The sequence below is a fragment of the Spirosoma sp. KUDC1026 genome, from assembly GCF_013375035.1.
Classification (GTDB): Bacteria; Bacteroidota; Bacteroidia; order Cytophagales; family Spirosomataceae; genus Spirosoma.
In genome coordinates this window covers 3,739,516-3,758,334 of record NZ_CP056032.1, presented here as the reverse complement: position 1 = coordinate 3,758,334, position 18,819 = coordinate 3,739,516, and the positions used below count along the sequence as shown (strand labels likewise).

General features: G+C 54.1%; 15 protein-coding genes and 1 pseudogene. 12 read left to right on the top strand and 4 right to left on the bottom strand.

From position 1 onward, the window contains the following. Positions 1–14: 14 nt before the first annotated feature. A complete protein-coding gene (locus HU175_RS15750) occupies positions 15–2,729 on the top strand; it encodes a DNA gyrase/topoisomerase IV subunit A (protein ID WP_176567500.1) in 2,715 nt (904 codons plus the stop codon). Positions 2,730–2,764: 35 nt separating this feature from the next. Beyond that, the gene (locus HU175_RS15745) at positions 2,765–3,520 is read left to right on the top strand and encodes a vancomycin high temperature exclusion protein (protein WP_176567499.1); all 756 of its coding nucleotides are present in this window, start codon (positions 2,765–2,767) and stop codon (positions 3,518–3,520) included. Here HU175_RS15745 and HU175_RS15740 read toward each other — a convergent pair. Further along, the gene (locus HU175_RS15740; protein WP_176567498.1) at positions 3,517–4,071 is read right to left on the bottom strand and encodes an RNA polymerase sigma factor; all 555 of its coding nucleotides are present in this window, start codon (positions 4,069–4,071) and stop codon (positions 3,517–3,519) included. The two genes, HU175_RS15745 and HU175_RS15740, sit on opposite strands and share 4 nt — an antisense overlap. 711 nt (positions 4,072–4,782) lie before the next feature. On the opposite strand from HU175_RS15740, the gene HU175_RS15735 reads away from it, so the two are divergent. From HU175_RS15735 to HU175_RS15690, 10 genes and pseudogenes are all read left to right on the top strand, one after another. After that, positions 4,783–5,355: a DinB family protein gene (locus tag HU175_RS15735; RefSeq protein WP_176567497.1), complete on the top strand. Its 573-nt coding sequence runs from the start codon at positions 4,783–4,785 to the stop codon at positions 5,353–5,355. Between the two features lie 102 nt (positions 5,356–5,457). Further along, positions 5,458–5,880 (top strand): EVE domain-containing protein, encoded by a 423-nt coding sequence (locus HU175_RS15730; protein WP_176567496.1) that lies wholly within the window; start codon positions 5,458–5,460, stop codon positions 5,878–5,880. A gap of 62 nt (positions 5,881–5,942) precedes the next feature. Beyond that, entirely contained in the window at positions 5,943–6,857 is a 915-nt protein-coding gene (locus HU175_RS15725) for a class I SAM-dependent methyltransferase (RefSeq protein ID WP_176567495.1), read from the top strand. A gap of 143 nt (positions 6,858–7,000) precedes the next feature. Next, on the top strand, positions 7,001–8,290 hold the full coding sequence (locus HU175_RS15720) for a tetratricopeptide repeat protein (RefSeq protein WP_317167746.1): 1,290 nt from the start codon (positions 7,001–7,003) through the stop codon (positions 8,288–8,290). Positions 8,291–8,411: 121 nt separating this feature from the next. After that, positions 8,412–10,355: a threonine--tRNA ligase gene (thrS, locus tag HU175_RS15715; protein ID WP_176567493.1), complete on the top strand. Its 1,944-nt coding sequence runs from the start codon at positions 8,412–8,414 to the stop codon at positions 10,353–10,355. 191 nt (positions 10,356–10,546) lie between these two features. Beyond that, positions 10,547–11,104, top strand: a complete 558-nt coding sequence (gene infC / locus HU175_RS15710) for a translation initiation factor IF-3 (protein WP_176567492.1) — start codon at positions 10,547–10,549, stop codon at positions 11,102–11,104. A gap of 171 nt (positions 11,105–11,275) precedes the next feature. Beyond that, positions 11,276–11,470, top strand: coding sequence for a 50S ribosomal protein L35 (gene rpmI / locus HU175_RS15705; RefSeq protein WP_176567491.1), 195 nt, complete (start codon positions 11,276–11,278; stop codon positions 11,468–11,470). Between the two features lie 103 nt (positions 11,471–11,573). Beyond that, the gene (rplT, locus tag HU175_RS15700) at positions 11,574–11,918 is read left to right on the top strand and encodes a 50S ribosomal protein L20 (RefSeq protein ID WP_176567490.1); all 345 of its coding nucleotides are present in this window, start codon (positions 11,574–11,576) and stop codon (positions 11,916–11,918) included. A gap of 240 nt (positions 11,919–12,158) precedes the next feature. Then, positions 12,159–13,156 (top strand): annotated as a pseudogene (mgrA, locus tag HU175_RS15695) (L-glyceraldehyde 3-phosphate reductase). A gap of 66 nt (positions 13,157–13,222) precedes the next feature. After that, positions 13,223–14,416: a PQQ-dependent sugar dehydrogenase gene (locus tag HU175_RS15690; RefSeq protein WP_176567489.1), complete on the top strand. Its 1,194-nt coding sequence runs from the start codon at positions 13,223–13,225 to the stop codon at positions 14,414–14,416. A gap of 67 nt (positions 14,417–14,483) precedes the next feature. Here HU175_RS15690 and HU175_RS15685 read toward each other — a convergent pair whose 3' ends face one another. The 3 genes from HU175_RS15685 to HU175_RS15675 all read right to left on the bottom strand — a co-directional run bounded on the left by HU175_RS15685 (position 14,484) and on the right by HU175_RS15675 (position 18,791). After that, complete coding sequence (locus HU175_RS15685) at positions 14,484–15,110, bottom strand: DUF4833 domain-containing protein (protein ID WP_218036996.1); 627 nt, start codon at positions 15,108–15,110, stop codon at positions 14,484–14,486. A 512-nt stretch (positions 15,111–15,622) separates the two neighbouring features. Further along, positions 15,623–16,717, bottom strand: coding sequence for a catalase family protein (locus HU175_RS15680; RefSeq protein ID WP_176567488.1), 1,095 nt, complete (start codon positions 16,715–16,717; stop codon positions 15,623–15,625). 196 nt (positions 16,718–16,913) lie between these two features. Beyond that, the gene (locus tag HU175_RS15675) at positions 16,914–18,791 is read right to left on the bottom strand and encodes a vWA domain-containing protein (RefSeq protein WP_176567487.1); all 1,878 of its coding nucleotides are present in this window, start codon (positions 18,789–18,791) and stop codon (positions 16,914–16,916) included. Positions 18,792–18,819: the final 28 nt, after the last annotated feature.

The following is an 18,819-nucleotide window of genomic DNA, read 5'->3' as shown; positions in this document are numbered from 1 at the left end:
GTTAGTAGTCATTCATGATGAACGAAGAAAATCTGGACCCGACAGACGACGAACGGCAAGCCGGCGCTGACCAGCCTGCGCCGGAGGACGCAGCCGTTGAGTCGACCGGGGCCGATGAACAAATGGCTGATGCGGGAGCCGCGAGTCTGCACGACCAAACGGTCGTGTCGGGCCTGTATCAGAATTATTTTCTGGATTATGCGTCGTATGTTATCCTTGAACGGGCTGTGCCCGCCGTTGAGGATGGCCTCAAACCCGTGCAGCGCCGGATTCTCCACGCCCTGCACGAGATGGACGACGGCCGCTTCAATAAAGTAGCCAATGTGATCGGGCAGACGATGCAGTTCCACCCCCACGGGGATGCCTCCATTGGCGAAGCGCTTGTGAACATCGGTCAGAAAGAATTACTGTTCGATACGCAGGGGAGCTGGGGCGATGTCCGGACGGGCGATGGCGCGGCTGCCCCCCGTTATATTGAAGTTCGCCTGTCGAAGTTTGCGCTGGATACGGTCTACAATGATAAGACGACCGAATGGCAGCTCTCGTACGATGGTCGTAAAAAGGAGCCCGTAACTCTGCCGGTAAAATTTCCGTTGCTGCTGGCCCAGGGCGTCGAAGGGATTGCGGTCGGGCTATCGACCAAGATTCTGCCGCACAACTTCAACGAGTTGATCGAGGCTTCGATCCAGATTCTGAAAGATAAACCCGTGGTGCTGTACCCGGATTTTCAGACCGGCGGTCTCATCGACGTGAGCAACTACAACGACGGCCACCGGGGCGGTAAGGTCCGCGTTCGGGCCCGGATTGAAGAGGTTGACAAAAAGACGCTGGCCATTCGCGACGTTCCCTTTGGCGTAACAACCTCGCAGCTGATCGATTCGATCGTTAAAGCCGCCGAACTGGGTAAAATCCGGATCAAGGCGCCAAGCCGGAACGTTGCGGCCGTGGTCGACAACACAGCCAAAGATGTGGAGATCCTGGTGCATCTGCAGCCGGGCGTATCGCCGGACGTAACGATTGATGCGCTCTACGCCTTCACCGACTGCGAGGTGTCTATCTCGCCCAACGCCTGCGTGATCATCGGCGACAAGCCGCATTTCGTGAGTGTACTCGATATTCTGCGGGTAAATACCCACCAGACGGTGCACCTGCTGCAGCGCGAGCTGGAGATTCGCCGGGGTGAGTTAATGGAGCGGCTGCTGTACAGCTCGCTTGAAAAAATCTTTATTGAGAACCGGATCTACCGGAAAATCGAAGAGTGCGAAACCTTCGACGCTGTTCTGGCCACGATCGACAAAGCGCTCAAACCGTTCAAGAAGCAGTTCTACCGCGATATCGTGGAGGACGATCTGATTCGCCTGACGGAGATCAAGATCAAGCGAATTTCTAAATTTGATGGGTTCAAGGCGGATGAACTGATGCGTCGGCTGGAGCAGGAACTGGCCGAAACCGAGGACAACCTGGCGAACATCACCCGCTTTGCCATCAACTACTACAAAGACCTGCAGAAGAAATACGGCAAAGGCCGTGAGCGCAAGACCGAAATCCGGGCGTTCAATACCATTGCTGCCAACGTAGTGGCTGCTGCCAACCAGAAACTTTATGTTGACCGGGAAGGCGGGTTCATCGGCTACGGTCTTAAAAAAGACGAATACGTCAGCGATTGTTCGGACATTGATGACATCATCGTGTTCCGGCGGGACGGTAAGTGCCTGGTGACAAAAGTTCAGGAAAAGGTATTCGTGGGTAAGGATATTCTCTACGTGTCGGTCTTTAAGAAAAACGACGAACGGAAAATCTACAACCTGGTCTACCTGGATGCCAAATCGGGCATTTCGATGGTTAAACGTTTCCCCGTGACGGGCGTAACGCGTGATCGGGAGTATGACCTGACGATGGGAAATCCTAAATCGAAGATCACGTATTTCAGCGCCAACGACAACGGGGAGGCCGAAGTGATTACGGTAAACCTAACCGCGCAGAGTTCGGCCAAACTAAAGCAGTTCGACTATGATTTTGCTTCGGTTGGGATCAAAAACCGCTCGGCGCAGGGCAACATCCTGACGAAATACCCGGTCCGGAAGCTGACGCTGAAAACGGGCGGGGTGTCTACGCTGGGTGGAGTCGACATCTGGTACGATGAGCACCTGGGGCGGCTCAATCGCGACGAGCGGGGTCGGTTGCTGGGTAATTTCGACGCGAAAGACAGTATTCTGGTCGTTTATAAAGACGGGCAGTATGAGCTGACCAGCTTCGATCTGACAAATCGCTACGAACACGGTGACATTACGGTACTGGAGAAGTTTGATCCGGACTGCGTTCTGTCGGCGGTGTATTACGAAGCTAATCAGAAGGCGTGGTATGTGAAGCGGTTCAAAATCGAAACGACGTCGCTTGACAAGAAATTCAGTATTATTGGCGACGCGAAAGGCTCTAAGCTGCTGGCCGTTACGCTGGATCAGTACCCACGTATTGAACTGGTACACCAGGTAAAAGACCGGGGACCGGTTGAAACGATGATGCTGGAGCCCGAAGGTTTTATTGAGATACGGGGCTGGAAGGCGCTGGGTAATAAACTGCCGTTTGCCCGCGTGAAGGACGTCCGGCTGGCCGAACCCAAAGTAGTAGTACCATCCGCTGCCAGGGCAGCAACCCCGGCGGCCGTACCCCTCGATGAGGACACGGCTTCCGACGAGAAAGAATCCGTACAGCTAGGCCTGTTTTCGTAGCGAGTACGCGGTTAACGCGTGTGTAAATCTGTGAAATGAATACCACTTTGTCCACAGCTGATTACAACGACGGAGCGCCCCGCGAAGCGCCGGGTGTGCGTGTGGTCAAATGGACCATAAAGACGGCAATTGCCCTGGCGTTTGTTGGGGCAATTGCCGTGTTGGCGGCCAACTGGTGGGTGGTGCACAGCACACGGGAGCAGGTTTACTTTGATATCGACGAGCTACCAGCCAATGACGTAGGACTGGTACTGGGAACGAGCAAGTTTGTACGCTCGGGGAAAGAGAATCTATTCTTTCGTTACCGTATGGAAGCGTCGGCCCGGCTCTGGAAAGAGGGGAAAATAAAGTACCTCATTCTGAGCGGAAATAACGATTCTGAATACTACAACGAACCCGCCGACATGCAGCGGGCCCTTGTGAAGCTGGGGGTGCCGGAATCGGTGATGACCCTCGACTACGCGGGCTACCGGACGTTTGATTCGGTAGTACGCTGCAAAGAAGTCTTTAATCAGGAAAAGATTACGATTATCTCCCAGAATTTTCACAACGCCCGTGCGCTGTTCATCAGCAACCACGAGGGAATCGAAGCAATTGCTTTTGCCGCGCAGGATGTTCCGGACGGCTATTCGCTCCGGACCCTGCTGCGCGAGTACCTGGCGCGGCCAAATACCCTGCTGGACGTCTATATCCAGCGGCCTGCGTTCGAAAAAGGAAACTGGGAGCGTAGCCGCCGGCCGGCGGCTGTTTCGCCCGTTCCTCAGGAAGATTCCGTGATGGTGGCCGACTAGTACTCCTGCTCCGTAAAAAGTTTTCTGATTTTGTCGCGGGTGCGTTTCAGGCGCATTTTCACCGCGCTGTCTCTCAGATCCAGCTGCTGGGCAATCTCCTTGATGTCCATGCCCTCTTCGTATTTCATCCGCAGCATCTGCAGCTCATCGGGCGAGATGGTCCGCATCACCTGCGTCAGGTGCTGAAGCTGCATTTCGAGCAGTTCACTTTCGGCGTTATCAATCCAGTGGTTGTCGGATTCCTGCGCCAGCTCAACGGTAGGAAGCCGGTTGGCGTACCGCAGCTGATCCATGCAGTAGTTGTAGGAAATCGAATAAAGCCAGGTGGAAAAAGCAGAATGCTCTTTAAAATTAATGAGGTTACCGTAGACCCGGATAAAGATATCATGGGTAAAATCCTCGGCCTTGGCAGAGTCCTTGGTTAGTGACAGACAGCGTCGATAAACTTTACTAACGTAGCGATTATAAAGCGTTTCAAAATAGCCATTTTGCTGTGTTCGCAAATACATACGAATCAGTTCCTCGTCTTTAAGTTTGTGATGCGTAACCATTTTGACGTGTTAGTTTAGGGGAAGTTAGGTTAAGTAAATTGTAATCGACACGGTCAATTAAATCACTCGGCTGTGTTTGTTAGGACAAGCTGATACTCTGTTTTTTCAAATCGTTGTGATAATTGCTTTCTGTTCTAAATTGTAAATTTTCAATAGGCAAATCCAGAGTCAGGCTGGCGTCTGCCGATCGTCTTCAGAGAAAATTAAGGGTTTTTACTCATGCTATTACTCTATTTGTCTATGTTTCTTATTATTAATTTAGTGGTATATTTTGTTGATTTATAGGCATTTTAGTCTATACAAGTTTATTTATTTAAAAATGTGAGTACATATAATTTTTTGTAATGCTCATTTGGTTATACTGCTTTCTACTTATCAGGCGTCTGTTGGTACCAGTTAGGACAAAAATAAGATAAGTAGTTGCATCGTCATCATAAATCAATTGAAAAACTTATTAAATTATTTTTCATCAAATCTATCTTTGTGTATATACCGGTTACATAGTTTCTGGGCTCAATCCGCCAGCACAATGGCGGCTCTGTCTTTATTTCTTTCGTAGCTTGTTGTTTTTTCCTTGCCTGCAATTATTCCCGTAACTTTGTTGCCCATTTGTGTATTATATCAGTTGCCGGCAGCGTCGTCGTTGCGAACGGCAATGATCAGCGGATACGGCTGTAGGAGACAATACACAACGCGCCAACTTATTACACTATGATTGCCAACGACGAACTGATTCGTATAATAGACCTGCTGAACACAACGTACGAGAGCGAAGAAGCCTGGCACGGCCCCTCGGTCGTTGAAGCCCTGCGGGGTGTTACGCCAGCCATGGCGGGTCGACGGATTACCCCAAATACACATACCATTGCCGAACTGGTTTTTCACATGACCAGCTGGCGCATCTTCTGCGTGAAAAAAATGCAGGGCGATGCCGATTTTGACATTACAACACCCGCTAAAGATTTCGGTGCCCTGCCCGACAAGATTGATGATTTCGAGTGGGAAGCCCTGGAAATGGAGCTGAGTCTGAGTCAGGAAGAACTGATCAATGAACTTGACAAGCGCGATGATGATGAGTTCCTGGAAGACATTGTACCCGGTCGACAGTACACGTACTACGACATGTTGCACGGCATCATCAACCACGACCTGTACCATACCGGGCAGATCGTGATCCTGAAAAAAGCATTTACCTTTCAGGGCGCAGGCTCTCGCTACGAGAATGACGTTGACGAATACGGCTCCCCATTCGGCAGCAGCAGCGAACACGATGACTACTATTGATTAAAGAGTGAATGAGTGAAAGAGCGATCTATGCGTCAGCCATTTTTCGCTCTTTCGCTCATTTACTCTTTCACTCATTCGCTCTTTCGCACTTTCACTCTTTTGAACTTCTGGTTAGTTAAGTCCGAGCCCGATACGTACGGGTGGCACCATTTTATCGCTCAGGGACGCGCCATCTGGGACGGTGTTCGTAATTATCAGGCGCGTAATAACCTGCGGGCCATGCAAGCGGGCGACCAGGTACTCTATTACCATAGCGTAACGAACCCCTGCGTAGTTGGTCTGGCTACGGTTGTGAAGGAAGCCTACCCTGATCCGACTGTGCCGACCGAACCGGGGGGCGCTCCAACGCCCTGGGTCGTTGTTGAACTGGAACCAGTGATGGCTCTCGCCAATCCGGTGTCGCTGGCCCGGATCAAAGCCGAGCCGATGCTGGCTGCAATCGGCCTCATCAAACAGTCTCGTTTATCGGTCATGCCCATTCGTCCGGATGAGTTTGAACTGATTCTGAAAATGGGGCAGTAGATGCTGCCTTCATATTGTCTGGTTTTGGTCTGTAATCGCCGAAATCTTTTCTGAATGAATTCATGCAATTAATTACCCCCGTTGCCTGGCCGGAATACGAACTGATCGACTCGGGCCAATTCCAGAAACTCGAACGATTCGGCGAGTACGTACTGTCCCGCCCCGAACCCCAGGCCATCTGGGATAAATCGCTGTCGGATAGGGAATGGGAGCAAACCGCCCACGCTACGTTCCGGCGCGATCGGCAGTCGCCCGAGCGGGGTGACTGGCAGGTGGCACCCGGCATGCGCGATCCCTGGTTTGTTACGTTCCGGCAGGGTGGCCTGAATCTGAAGTTCAAGCTGGCCCTGACAACGTTCAAACACGTGGGCCTTTTCCCGGAGCAGGCCGACAACTGGGCGTTCATACACGACAAAATCAATGCCCTGAACGCAACGGGACCGTCCAGACCCAAAGTGCTGAACCTGTTTGCCTATACGGGCGGGGCCTCGCTGGCAGCCCGGCAGGCGGGCGCCGACGTAACGCACGTTGACGCCGTGAAACCGGTTATCAGCTGGGCCCGTGAGAATATGGACTACAGCGGCCTGGACAACATTCGCTGGGTGGTAGAAGATGCGGTTAAATTCGTTCGGCGGGAAGTCCGCCGGGGGAACCAGTACCAGGGAATTATACTGGATCCACCTGCCTACGGTCGCGGTCCCGATGGGGAAAAATGGGTGCTGGAAGAACATCTGACCGATCTGCTGAAATCCTGCGCCGATCTGCTGGACCGACGCGATTTTTTCTTCATCATCAATCTATATTCACTCGGGTTTTCGTCGCTGCTGCTCGATAACCTGATGAACCAGATTTTCGGCAGCGTACCGAACGCCGAATGGGGCGAACTATTCATGGCCGACCAGGCCCGGAAGCGGCTGCCGCTGGGCGTCTTTTATCGGTTTGCGTCAGTACCTTTGGAGCAAAGAGCGAACGTGTGAAAGAGCGAAAGAGCGACATAAGGGCTGTTGGAAGAGTGACGCGACCTATAGTAACCGAGAAAAACCAACAACCAATTCGTGAAGGAGTGAGAAAACGAAGCTGCCTGGAATGGCTTACTTGTTTTTTCAGCCAATACATTCTCGTGCGTTCCAAAAAGCAGGAACGTCAGATTCGCTCGGTTGTACCAGTCTCTGTTTCTACGTCATCGCTCTTTCGACATCCGTCGCGGCACTCTTTCACTCTTTCGCTCTTTGTCTTTCTTTCACTCTTTTCCTGCAGCGATGATGCCCGGCAGTCGACCCGGATTCATGAAGTGCCGCAGGTGGGGGACAGCAGCCGGGTTGAAGGGGCTCTTCGCGCCCTGACGAATGCCATTAATCAGTCGGCGCCCGCATCAGCCTACGCCAAACGGGCGGTGATCCTGCTGGATATGGGGCGCGTGAACGATGCGCTGGAGGATATCGATGAAGCCATCAGCCGGGAGCCTAACATTGGTACGTACTACCTGACCCGTGCCCGGGTGTTACGGGCCCTGCAGCAATCGGCCAAGGCGCTGGAAAACGCGCAGCGCGCCGAAATTCTGGGGGTCGATACGCCTGAACTCTATACCCTACAGGGAGATCTGTTGCAGCAACAGCGGCAGTTTGACCGGGCGCAGTTATACGTAGCGCGCGCGTTGCAGATGGCTCCTTACGACGGTGAGGCATACTTCTTCAAAGGCCTGATGGCCGCTAAACTGGGCGATACGACCCAGGCACTTGCCCTGTATAAGCATTCGCTCCAGCTAAAACCCCGTTATCTGGATACGTACAGCCAGCTCGCGTCGGTCTACCGGGCGCTGAAAGACCCATACTCATCCCTGGTTTATAACGAACAGGCCATCCGGTATTTTCCTAACAATGCCCGTTTGCACTATAGTCGGGGTGTAACCTACCACGTAGCTGGCAGGCTGGATAGTGCCGTGGCGTGTTATCAGCAGGCGGTAAAGCTGCAACCCAATTATTACCAAGCGTTTTTTCAGATTGGGCTGATCAACCAGGCGTACCGGAATTATCCCAATGCGCTGGCGAATTATCAGCGGGTGCAGCAACTCCGGCCCCAGTTTCCGCGTATTGATACGTACCTTGGGTACTGTTACGAGCAGACCGGGCAGTATGATCTGGCCATAGCGGCCTATGACAAAGCCCTCAAACTGGACGCGAACGACAAATTAGCTTACCAGGGATCGTGGCGGGCGCAGCGTCGGCAGTACACGCGAAATTCATATAACCCATTACTTTTGCCGGATGCGTCGACGGAGGCTGCGGCTGCTGGCCGGGGGCGGCAGGTGCTCGATACAACCCGCGTCCGGATTTCGACTCTCCAGCCTAAGACCACTAATTCGTCGGGAGGGAGCGACTCGCTGCGCCGAACCATAAAACCAATTAACTAGAAACCGCCAGTCTGTTATTTTTGGCGAGAAAATTGAACGGAGTACACCTGTAAACGTTTACTAAATAAGTGGTCTGCAGTTGTAGGCAGGCCGCGGTTGCCCACAAATAAACCATAGACGCATGATTGCGCAGGACGAACAAATCCGCGTGACGCTGCCCGACGGGAGCGTTCGAGAATACCCCAAAGGAAGTACTGGCCTGGATATCGCTTCTCGTATTAGCGAAGGCCTGGCCCGTAACGTACTGGCCGCCAAGGTTAACGGCGTGGTGCAGGACGCCACCCGGCCCATTGACGCCGACGCCAATGTACAACTGCTGACCTGGAACGACACCGAAGGAAAAGCAACCTTCTGGCACTCCTCGGCTCACCTGCTGGCTGAAGCCCTGGAAGCCTTGTATCCAGGCGTAAAATTTGGCATTGGCCCGGCCATCGAAACGGGTTTCTACTACGATGTGGACCTGAACGGACAAGCGTTCTCGCAGGAAGATTTCAAAAAGGTAGAAGACAAAATGCTGGAGCTGGCCCGCCAGAAACAGCAGTACGTCCGCAAACCCGTCCGCAAAGCCGATGCGATTGCTTATTTCGAAGAGAAAGGCGATCCGTACAAACTGGACTTGATCGACGGGCTGGAAGACGGCTCAATTACGTTTTATACCCAGGGGGACTTTACCGACCTGTGCCGGGGACCACACATTCCGAATACGGGTTTTATCAAAGCCGCCAAGATCATGAACGTGGCGGGTGCGTACTGGCGCGGCAACGAGAAGAATAAACAGCTGACTCGTATTTACGCCGTCACCTACCCAAAGCAGAAAGAACTGGACGATTACCTGTTCCTGCTGGAAGAAGCCAAAAAGCGCGACCACCGCAAGCTGGGTAAAGAATTGGATCTGTTTGCGTTCTCGGAAAAAGTAGGGCAGGGGCTTCCACTCTGGCTGCCGAAAGGAACCATGCTGCGCGAGCGGCTGGAAAACTTCCTGCGCCGGGCGCAGATCCGGGCGGGGTATTCGCCGGTAGTAACGCCCCACATTGGCAGCAAGCAACTCTACGTAACGTCGGGCCACTGGGAAAAGTACGGTGAGGATTCGTTCCAGCCGATCCGGACCCCGGACCCGAACGAGGAGTTTCTGCTGAAACCGATGAACTGCCCGCACCACTGCGAAATCTACAAAACCCGCCCCCGTTCGTACCGCGACCTGCCGCTGCGGCTGGCCGAGTTTGGTACGGTGTATCGCTACGAGCAGTCGGGCGAGTTACACGGCCTGACCCGCGTGCGGGGCTTTACGCAGGATGACGCCCATATCTTCTGCCGCCCCGATCAGGTGAAAGAAGAGTTCATGAAAGTGATCGACCTGGTGCTCTACGTGTTCAAATCGTTAGGATTTGACGATTACAGCGCGCAGGTTTCGCTCCGTGATCCTGAGAACAAAGAAAAATACATCGGTTCTGATGATCTGTGGGAGAAAGCCGAAGCGGCCATCATTGAATCGGCCGCTGAGAAAGGGCTGCCGACCGTGGTTGAACTGGGCGAAGCGGCTTTTTACGGACCTAAGCTCGATTTCATGGTGCGCGATGCGCTCGGACGCCGGTGGCAGCTGGGTACCATTCAGGTGGATTACAACCTGCCGAACCGGTTTGAGCTGGAGTACATCGGCGCCGACAACCAGAAGCACCGGCCGGTAATGATCCACCGGGCACCGTTTGGGTCGCTGGAGCGGTTCATCGCGATCCTGATTGAAAACACGGCCGGTAACTTCCCGCTGTGGCTGTCGCCGGATCAGATCGCGATCCTGCCGATCTCGGAGAAATACGAAGACTACGCCAACGATCTGTTCCTGACGCTGCAGGAGCGCGACATTCGCGGCTTCGTGGATTTACGGGACGAGAAAATCGGCCGAAAAATTCGGGATGCAGAAGTTAACAAAGTGCCTTACATGCTCGTTGTGGGTGAGAAAGAAGCGGCAGAAGGAAAAGTATCGGTTCGGCGAAAAGGGCAGGGTGACCTGGGCAGCATGACCATCGACGAATTCGTGCAGACTTTCCAGGCGGAAGTGAAACTGTAAGCAGCACCATGTTGTACAGGCCGGTGCCGAGTCCGCCTTGAGTGACAGGACGTAGCGCCGGTTTCTTGCAACGATACGTTTGCTAACCAAACTTGTCTGGAATCTGTATTTTAGCTAGTTTTTGCGAACTTTTTACAAATCAATACGTTATCCAAGCGACTTAATCAAGTCAGTTACCTTAAACACAATATATGGCATTACCCCAGCGCAGACCACCCCGTCGCGTGGTTGAAGAACCCTACAAAGTCAATGAGCGCATCCTAGCCCGCGAAGTTCGGGTGGTCGGTGAAAATGTAGAGCAGGGAATCTACGATATAAATAAGGCACAGGCGATGGCCCGCGCCCAGAATCTTGATCTGGTTGAAGTCTCGCCCAATGCTGTTCCACCTGTGTGTCGTATTGTCGACTATTCAAAGTTCAAATACGAGCAGAAGAAAAAGCAGAAGGAGATCAAAGCAAACGCCACGAAAGTGGTTATCAAGGAAATCCGGTTCGGTCCGAACACGGACGATCACGACTTCGAATTCAAACTGAAACACGCTATCAACTTCCTCAAAGAAGGGGCCAAGGTGAAGGCGTACGTACAGTTTGTTGGTCGCGCCATCGTGTTTAAGGATCGCGGTTTCCAGTTGCTGGAGCGCTTCTCAAAAGGACTGGAAGAATACGGTAAAATCGAGGCTGAGCCAAAACTGGAAGGCAAGCGGATGACCATGTTCCTGGCCCCAAAGGTCGTTACGGTTAAGAAATAACTGGTCAATAAAGCAGGCGTCAGCACCGGTTCCCACCAAGGAATCGGTGCTGACGCCTGACTTTTGTAGGGTAAGCCGGAAAAGAGCCGGGATAACGGTAGCGTTTTGATGGAAAAAAGCGTATCTTTGCGGCCTGTTTACTCATTTTTCACCAGTAGCGTTTCCAAGACAATGCCAAAAGTTAAAACAAACTCAGGTGCCAAGAAGCGGTTCAAGCTGACCGGTACCGGGAAAATCAAGCGGAAGCACGCCTTCCACAGTCATATCCTGACGAAAAAAACGACGAAACAGAAGCGTAACCTGGTTCACGCTACGGTCGTTGTCAGCGCTGACGAAGCACGTATCAAAGCGTTGCTGAACGCCTAAACCGGCAAAAAAGACGCAGGTGCGTCTGGTTTCACGTTTCACCCGATTGCTGGCCTAAAGTACCCGTACAGCGGTCGCCAGTTGTCAAAAAACACAACTTATTATGCCACGTTCCGTCAATCACGTTGCCTCACGGGCGCGTCGGAAAAAAGTAATGAAGCTGGCCAAAGGTTATTTTGGTCGGCGTAAGAATGTCTGGACGGTTGCTAAGAACGCCGTTGAGAAAGGGTTGGGTTATGCCTACCGCGACCGTCGCGCCAAGAAACGGGATTTCCGTGGTCTCTGGATTCAGCGGATCAACGCGGGTGCGCGCATCAACGGCATGTCGTACTCGGCCCTGATGGGTGCCCTCAACAAATCGGGCATCGAACTAAACCGTAAAGTACTGGCCGATCTGGCCATGAATCACCCGGAAGCATTTGCTGCCGTTGTGGAACAAGTGAAGTAAACAGACCAGCTATATAGCTATAAAAAATCCCGGCTCATGAGCCGGGATTTTTGTTTTCTAACGGGCCCGGGTCTGTAACCTGGTTATTAGGCTGCTGAGTGCGCGGGTGGTTGTCCTGACAACTATTACCGGGCATATTTCTTATTCAAAAGTCCTGTTTTCTGGAAAGAACACCGGACTTTTGCTGGCCGGAAACGACCCAACTCTTCACACAGGTAATTTAACGCGTACAATCAGACGATGACGTATTCACCCTCTGCGCAGCGCTACTATACCATGCTGTATCGACGCTGCGGCAACAGTGGCCTGTTGCTGCCCGCCATTTCACTGGGACTGTGGCATAACTTCGGTAAAATTGACAGTCTGGAAAATGCCCGCACCATGTTACGGACGGCGTTCGACCACGGTATTACCCACTTCGACCTGGCCAATAACTACGGCCCTCCGCCGGGCTCGGCCGAGGAAACCTTTGGGCAGCTGATTAACGAAGATTTTGCTCCCTACCGAGACGAGCTGATCATTTCAACCAAAGCCGGGTGGCCCATGTGGGACGGCCCGTACGGTAACTGGGGCTCGAAAAAGTACCTGGTCGCCAGTCTGGACCAGAGTCTGAAACGGATGGGCCTAGATTACGTCGATATTTACTACCACCATCGCCCCGACCCGCACACCCCACTGGAAGAAACCATGTCGGCGTTGGACCTGATCGTTCGGCAGGGGAAAGCCCTCTACGTGGGTATCTCCAGCTACAGCGCTGCCGAAACGGAAAAAGCGGTTGATCTGCTGAAGCAGCTCGGCACGCCCTGCCTGATTCACCAGCCCCGCTATTCGCTGTTCGACCGGTGGGTAGAAGGTGGGCTACTGGACGTGCTCGGTCAGCAGGGCGTGGGCTGTATCCGTTCTCACCACTGGAGCAGGGGTTGCTGACCAACAAGTACCTGAAAGGAATTCCAGCCGATTCCCGGGCGGCCAGTCACCGGGGAAATGGGGCGCTGGAAGGCGATCAGATTACCGACGAAAAGATTGCGAAAGCGATCAAGCTCAATGACGTAGCGCAGTCGCGCGGGCAGGACCTGGCGCAGATGGCTTTGTCCTGGATTCTGAAAGACGACCGCATTACGTCTGTCCTGCTGGGGGCCAGTAAGCCCCAGCAGATCACCGATTCGCTCCGTTGCCTCGACAATCTGACGTTCTCGGCCGACGAGATCACGACGATTGACGCCATTTTACGCGGATGACAGCGAGACAGAACCGCCTGCTAATCGAAACCGTGCTACATTTATAACTCAAATCGTTTGCTAACCATGACTAATCGACTTATTGTACTGGCGGCTATCTCGACGCTGGCACTAACGGCTCAGACCGGTGCCCTTGCGCAGGTGGAAACCAAAGAACCCAACTCCGCCTATAAACCGGCCTTCGCGGGACAGACGCGGGTCGCCAGCGTTAAAACCAAGGCGGGATACGAAGGCAAAGTGCTGACCGAAGCGCTCAAATTTCCCTGGGGGATTACCAGCCTGCCCGACGGCCGTTTTCTCATCACTGAACGCGAAGGAGCGATGCGGATCGCTACGACGGATGGTAAGGTAAGCGAACCCATCACCGGCATCCCGGCCGTGAATTCGTCGGGGCAGGGGGGATTGCTGGGAATCCGGACCGCCCCTGATTTCGAGAAAAGCAGAATGGTGTACTGGGTCTTCTCGGAAGCCACCTCAGGCGGTAATCTGACGGCAGTAGCCAAAGGGAAACTGTCGGCCGATGAAAAGAAGATCGAAGGCGCTACCGTTATTTACCGGGCCACCCCGGGCTACAAAGGGAACCTGCACTATGGCGGCCGTATTCTGTTCGATAAGCAGGGGAATCTGTTCATCAGCACCGGTGAGCGCTCGGATAAAGTGACCCGGCCGCAGGCGCAGTCGATCAACTCGGGCCTGGGCAAGGTAATCCGGATCACGACCGACGGCAAACCTGTAACGGGCAACCCATTTATCGGTAAAGCTGACGCCCGCCCGGAGCTGTACTCCTACGGTCACCGTAACGTACAGAGCCTGGCCATCAACCCCGTCACGGGCGATCTGTGGGAAGGTGAATTTGGTCCCCGCGGAGGTGACGAGATCAACCGGATCGAGGCCGGCAAAAACTATGGCTGGCCCACCATTACGTATGGCATCGAATACAGCGGGGAGAAAGTAGGCGAAGGCATTCAGCAGAAGGACGGACTCGAACAGCCGATTTACTACTGGGACCCGTCGGTATCACCCAGCGGGATGACGTTCTACACCGGTGACCTCATGCCCGAGTGGAAAAACAACCTCTTCGTCGGTACGCTCAGCGGGCTGCACATTGCCCGGCTGGTAATCGAAAACAACAAGGTCGTGGGTGAAGAACGACTGCTGGCCGATGAAACGCAGCGTTTCCGGGACATTACCCAGGGCAAAGACGGCGCGCTGTACGCCATCACTGATCAGGGACGGTTGTACCGCATCGCCGGGAAATAGAACGTTGATAAAACAGCAAAGCCGTCCGGTATGACTCCGGACGGCTTTGCTGTTTTTGCCAGGTGCCTTAAGCCGACGTATCGGCCTTCGGCACCGAAATCGGGATACGCTCAATGACGTTTTCGCCCGTGGCCGTATTAATCCCCTCCAACTGAAGGTATTTCACATTAGGAATCCACATGGTGCCGCCTTCAATCCGAAGATAGAGCCGTCTGATCTGTATCTTCTTCTGGTTTACGTTAGCGAACACGTAATAGGCATTGTCGCGCTCGGAGCGGGCCAGACGTAGCGGCAGCTTCTTGTAGGAGACAAAGTTCAGCTCGTACTGGCCGTTACCCAGCGGCCGGGATTTGATGCCGTAGGCAAAGGTTTTCTGAATGTAGTTCAGCTCTTCGGGCTGTCTGTCTTCGGCGTACCGGATCCAGTATACGTGCACCGGATCGCTCGTGACCAGTTTCCCGTCTTTCACGTTCAAGGCGCAGATAATGGTGTTTGTATTCGGATCGCGCTGCAGGTAAAATAGCTGGTTCGGAATGTTTTGCGGCACCGGAAAAGGACCGGGCGCCGACTGTGCCTGGGCGAACGGGGCCGTCCGCGACAGTACCAACAGGAATGTTACCAGCAGGGTGGTTTCTGAGCGAAGCCGCGTTATGCCTGCGGTCATCAGCTGCCAGAAAGCCAGTACGTGTGTCATGATAGAATTGTCAGAGGAAATTGTGAAAATGAAACAGGTTAATCCGTAGTGGGTAAACGTCCGGACAGCGAATTACTGAAAACAGGGCCCTCACACAAAGGTGTCTATTGGCCAGTCAGTATGTGTCGATTTCATGGAACAGTAAACGATTTGCCGGTCGGGTGGAAGGCGGCTGTGTGAATGGAAGAACACCGGATGGGCCTGGGATAGTTCAGGATGAAACGTTTATCCGGAAAGCCGCTACCCGGGTAACCTGCTGCGCGGGGCGGTAAATTTTGGATAGTCAGGGCAATGAGCGCTGGCAATCCGCAGCTGTTTCCGCATGAAAATCGCCGAGCGGACAACCAGACCAGCAAGTTGGACCTGAAACCGCAGTTGGGACATCCGTCCGAAGGACGGTGTTGGTCGTGGTTACGGGCCCAGCTCTCGTCTGCCCGGCCTGAAATGCCAGACCGCTGCCCGGCAGGATCGGCGGGCAGCGGTCTGGTGCTCATTTCGGTATTAGGAACCTGTTATTTCACGTCATCCGGGTTCGACGTTTTCCCGTACAGGCCCCGGCGGAAATCAGCCGATGCCTGGTAAGAGGCCCGGCGCGCCCGCTGAATGACCCCTAACGGACGATGGGCCGCCAGCCCGTGCCAGGGGCTGAAAGACATTTTATCATCCACTACGGCAACCCGTTCGTCGGTCCAGGAGTCCTGGGGAGCAATCGTCAGCTTCCCGACGATGATATACGGGCTCTCGTCCTCCGACCATTCGACCGACGCATCCTCTATGGGCATCTTCTCAATATCGGTCGAGAGCTGTACGCCGAACTCCCATTCCCCGCCGTTGGTGGCAAAAAAATCCTGCAGCAGATGACGCAGGGCGTTATCGTCGCTGTCAATATCGATGGACTGGTCTTTCAGAGCGGTCAGGTTGGGGGATACCGGCGTCAGCGAGAACTTCGCCATGTAATCGCCGTACAGATAAGCCACCTGCGAATAGTATCTGTCGCCCATGGGATGCGTAGCCAACTGCCCGCCCATACCGGGCATGATGCCAGCATCGGAGCCACCCAGATTTTCGACCACTTCACCAGCGGTACGCAGTACCTTGGAGAGCCCTTCCTTGAAGCCCTCCGCCTTATTGGTCAGCGCGTCAAACCGTTTCAGGCCGCTCAGGAAATCCTTTAGCTTCTGGGGAAACACGGGGCTGTTTACCACGATGAAATCCTGCGTGTCCAGTTCATCGGCGCCGGGCAGGTGCTCGCCTGCCACCCCCGACACCTTGATGGAAATGCCACGGGGCGTTGAAACGCTGTCGGGCAGTACGTCGCCCGGCTGCGTGGAGATACGGGCGACGATGGGGTAGGTGCCGGGTTTGGCAAACAGTCCCTGCGCCAGGTAGGCGGGCAGGTTATCAAACACCTGAAACTCTCCCTTCAGGAGCGCGTGGCCTTTGGCGTGCACACTCCGGATGGCGTGTCCCTGCGATTGGTAGGTTTTCTGCTGGATCTCCGCCATGGTGTCGATGATCTCCCGGATGGTCTGGGCTTCGTCCGGTTCCGGCTGCTCATAGGAGGGATTATAGGGTAAGGGCAAAAAGTCGGCGGCAACGTATGTCATTCCGTATCGATATTTAGTCGGGTGTCGAACCCGGTACAATTTTTCCAAACCAGCCCTACCGGCTTTTGTTCAGGCATTATCAGCTAGCCATCTTACCCGGCTCAATACGTATCATTGACTTGTGCTATCTGTTGGTTAGAGTTGCCTTTCCGTGTTTGGGTGGGTTGCACAAATGTCAGAATGACAACCCAACTCATCAGTTGCCTTCTTCGTCAACCACCTCGCCTGACGATACCAGCCCGGATGCTGTTTTGACCAGGCGCACAAACTCGCTGCGATACCCTTCCGAATCGTTCGTGAGCGCCCCTTTTGCCAGTTTAACGACCTGCCCATACCGGGCCGATCCTTTATAGGCGGACTCGCCGAGCAGCAGGCCAAATTCAGCGACGGCAGCCGCAAACCGGAAATCAGGCGTTGCTTCACTGAACGGGATTGCCTGGGTTTTAACCACGTGCTGAAGCTCCTGACTAACCGAATCGGCGGGCTGCTTATAACGGACCTTCAGCGTTACCAGTTCGCCCGATCGAACAGCGGCCGTAGTCGCAACGGGCTGCTGGTATTTTAACGAGTCGGGTCGGGCGAGATACGGGCTTTTCGCGCTGGTCGGAATCAGCTCGTAAAGGGCCGTTACGCTGTGACCTGCCCCCAGATCGCCCGCGTCTTTCTGATCGTTTTTGAAATCTTCGTTAGCTAACCGGCGATTTTCGTACCCCAGCAGCCGATAAGCCTGTACGTGAGCGGGGTTAAACTCCAGTTGTAATTTAACGTCTTTGGCCACCGTAAACAGCGTACCGCCAAATTCATTGATGAACACCTTGCGGGCTTCCGGCAGATTATCGATGTAGGCATAGTTGCCATTGCCTTTGTCGGCCAGCGTTTCCAGCCTCGCATCTTTCAGATTACCCATGCCAAAGCCCAATACACTCAGGAAAATACCTGTTTTACGTTCGTCCTCGATCAACCGTTGCAGCTCGCCGGTATCCGCAACGCCGACGTTGAAATCACCGTCGGTTGCCAGAATAACCCGGTTGTTTCCGTTGCTTATGAAGTTATCCCTGGCGACCTGATAGGCCAGGGTGATACCCGCTCCGCCGGCCGTGGAGCCGCCCGCCCGGAGCTGGTTGATGGCATCTTTGATCCGTTGCGGTTGATCGCCCGGCGTGGGCGGCAGCACCAGCCCGGCCGCTCCCGCGTAAACGACAAGGGCCACCCGGTCGGTGGGACGGAGCTGATCGACCAGTAGATTCAGGGAGGCCTGTACGAGAGGGAGTTTATTGGCGTCGTTCATCGATCCCGATACGTCCAGCAGGAAAACCAGATTCGACGGAGGGAGCCTGTCGTTGTTGATGCGACGGGCCTGCAGCCCGACCCGCAGCAGTTGCAGGCCCGTATTCCAGGGAGATTCGGTCAGCTCGGTGGTGATGGACATGGGCGCTTCGCCGGTTGGCTGTGGGTATTGGTAGTTGAAATAATTAATCATCTCTTCCAGCCGGACGGCATCTTTGGGCGGGCGCTGTCCGGTGTTGAGCAGCCGACGGATGTTGCTGTAGGAAGCCCGGTCTACGTCGGCGGAGAAGGTTGTGAGGGGCTGGTGGTGAACATCCTGAAAACCGGTTTCCTTCGTTGCCTCATAGCTTTCGGTGGCGGGGTTCGTCTGGGGCCGGTAATAGCGGGGTTGAGGGCCAAATGTCGCTACGCTGCCCACAACACTTCGTTTGGACTGGGTCGAATAACCCGTTACAACGACTTCGCTCAGGGTATGGGTATCGGGAATCAGTGTTACGTCGATCGTTTGCCGTTTGCCCAGGGTGATTTCCTGCCGTTGGTAACCGATCAGGTTGAAGATCAGTCGGGTAGTACCGACGGGGACATCCAGCGTATAAAATCCTTTTTGGTCCGTAGTGGTGCCGTTGGTCGTGCCTTTGATGACCACGACGACACCCGGCAGCGGGGTCTGGGTGGTCTCTTCGGTGACCGTTCCCGAAATGGTACGTACCTGACTGGGTTGGGCGTTAGCGCGGGCGACCAACCCGAGTAGCGTCAGGAATACCCAGCCTGCAACGACGTTTTTCATAATCATAAGGTTTAGGATCGTGTTTTGT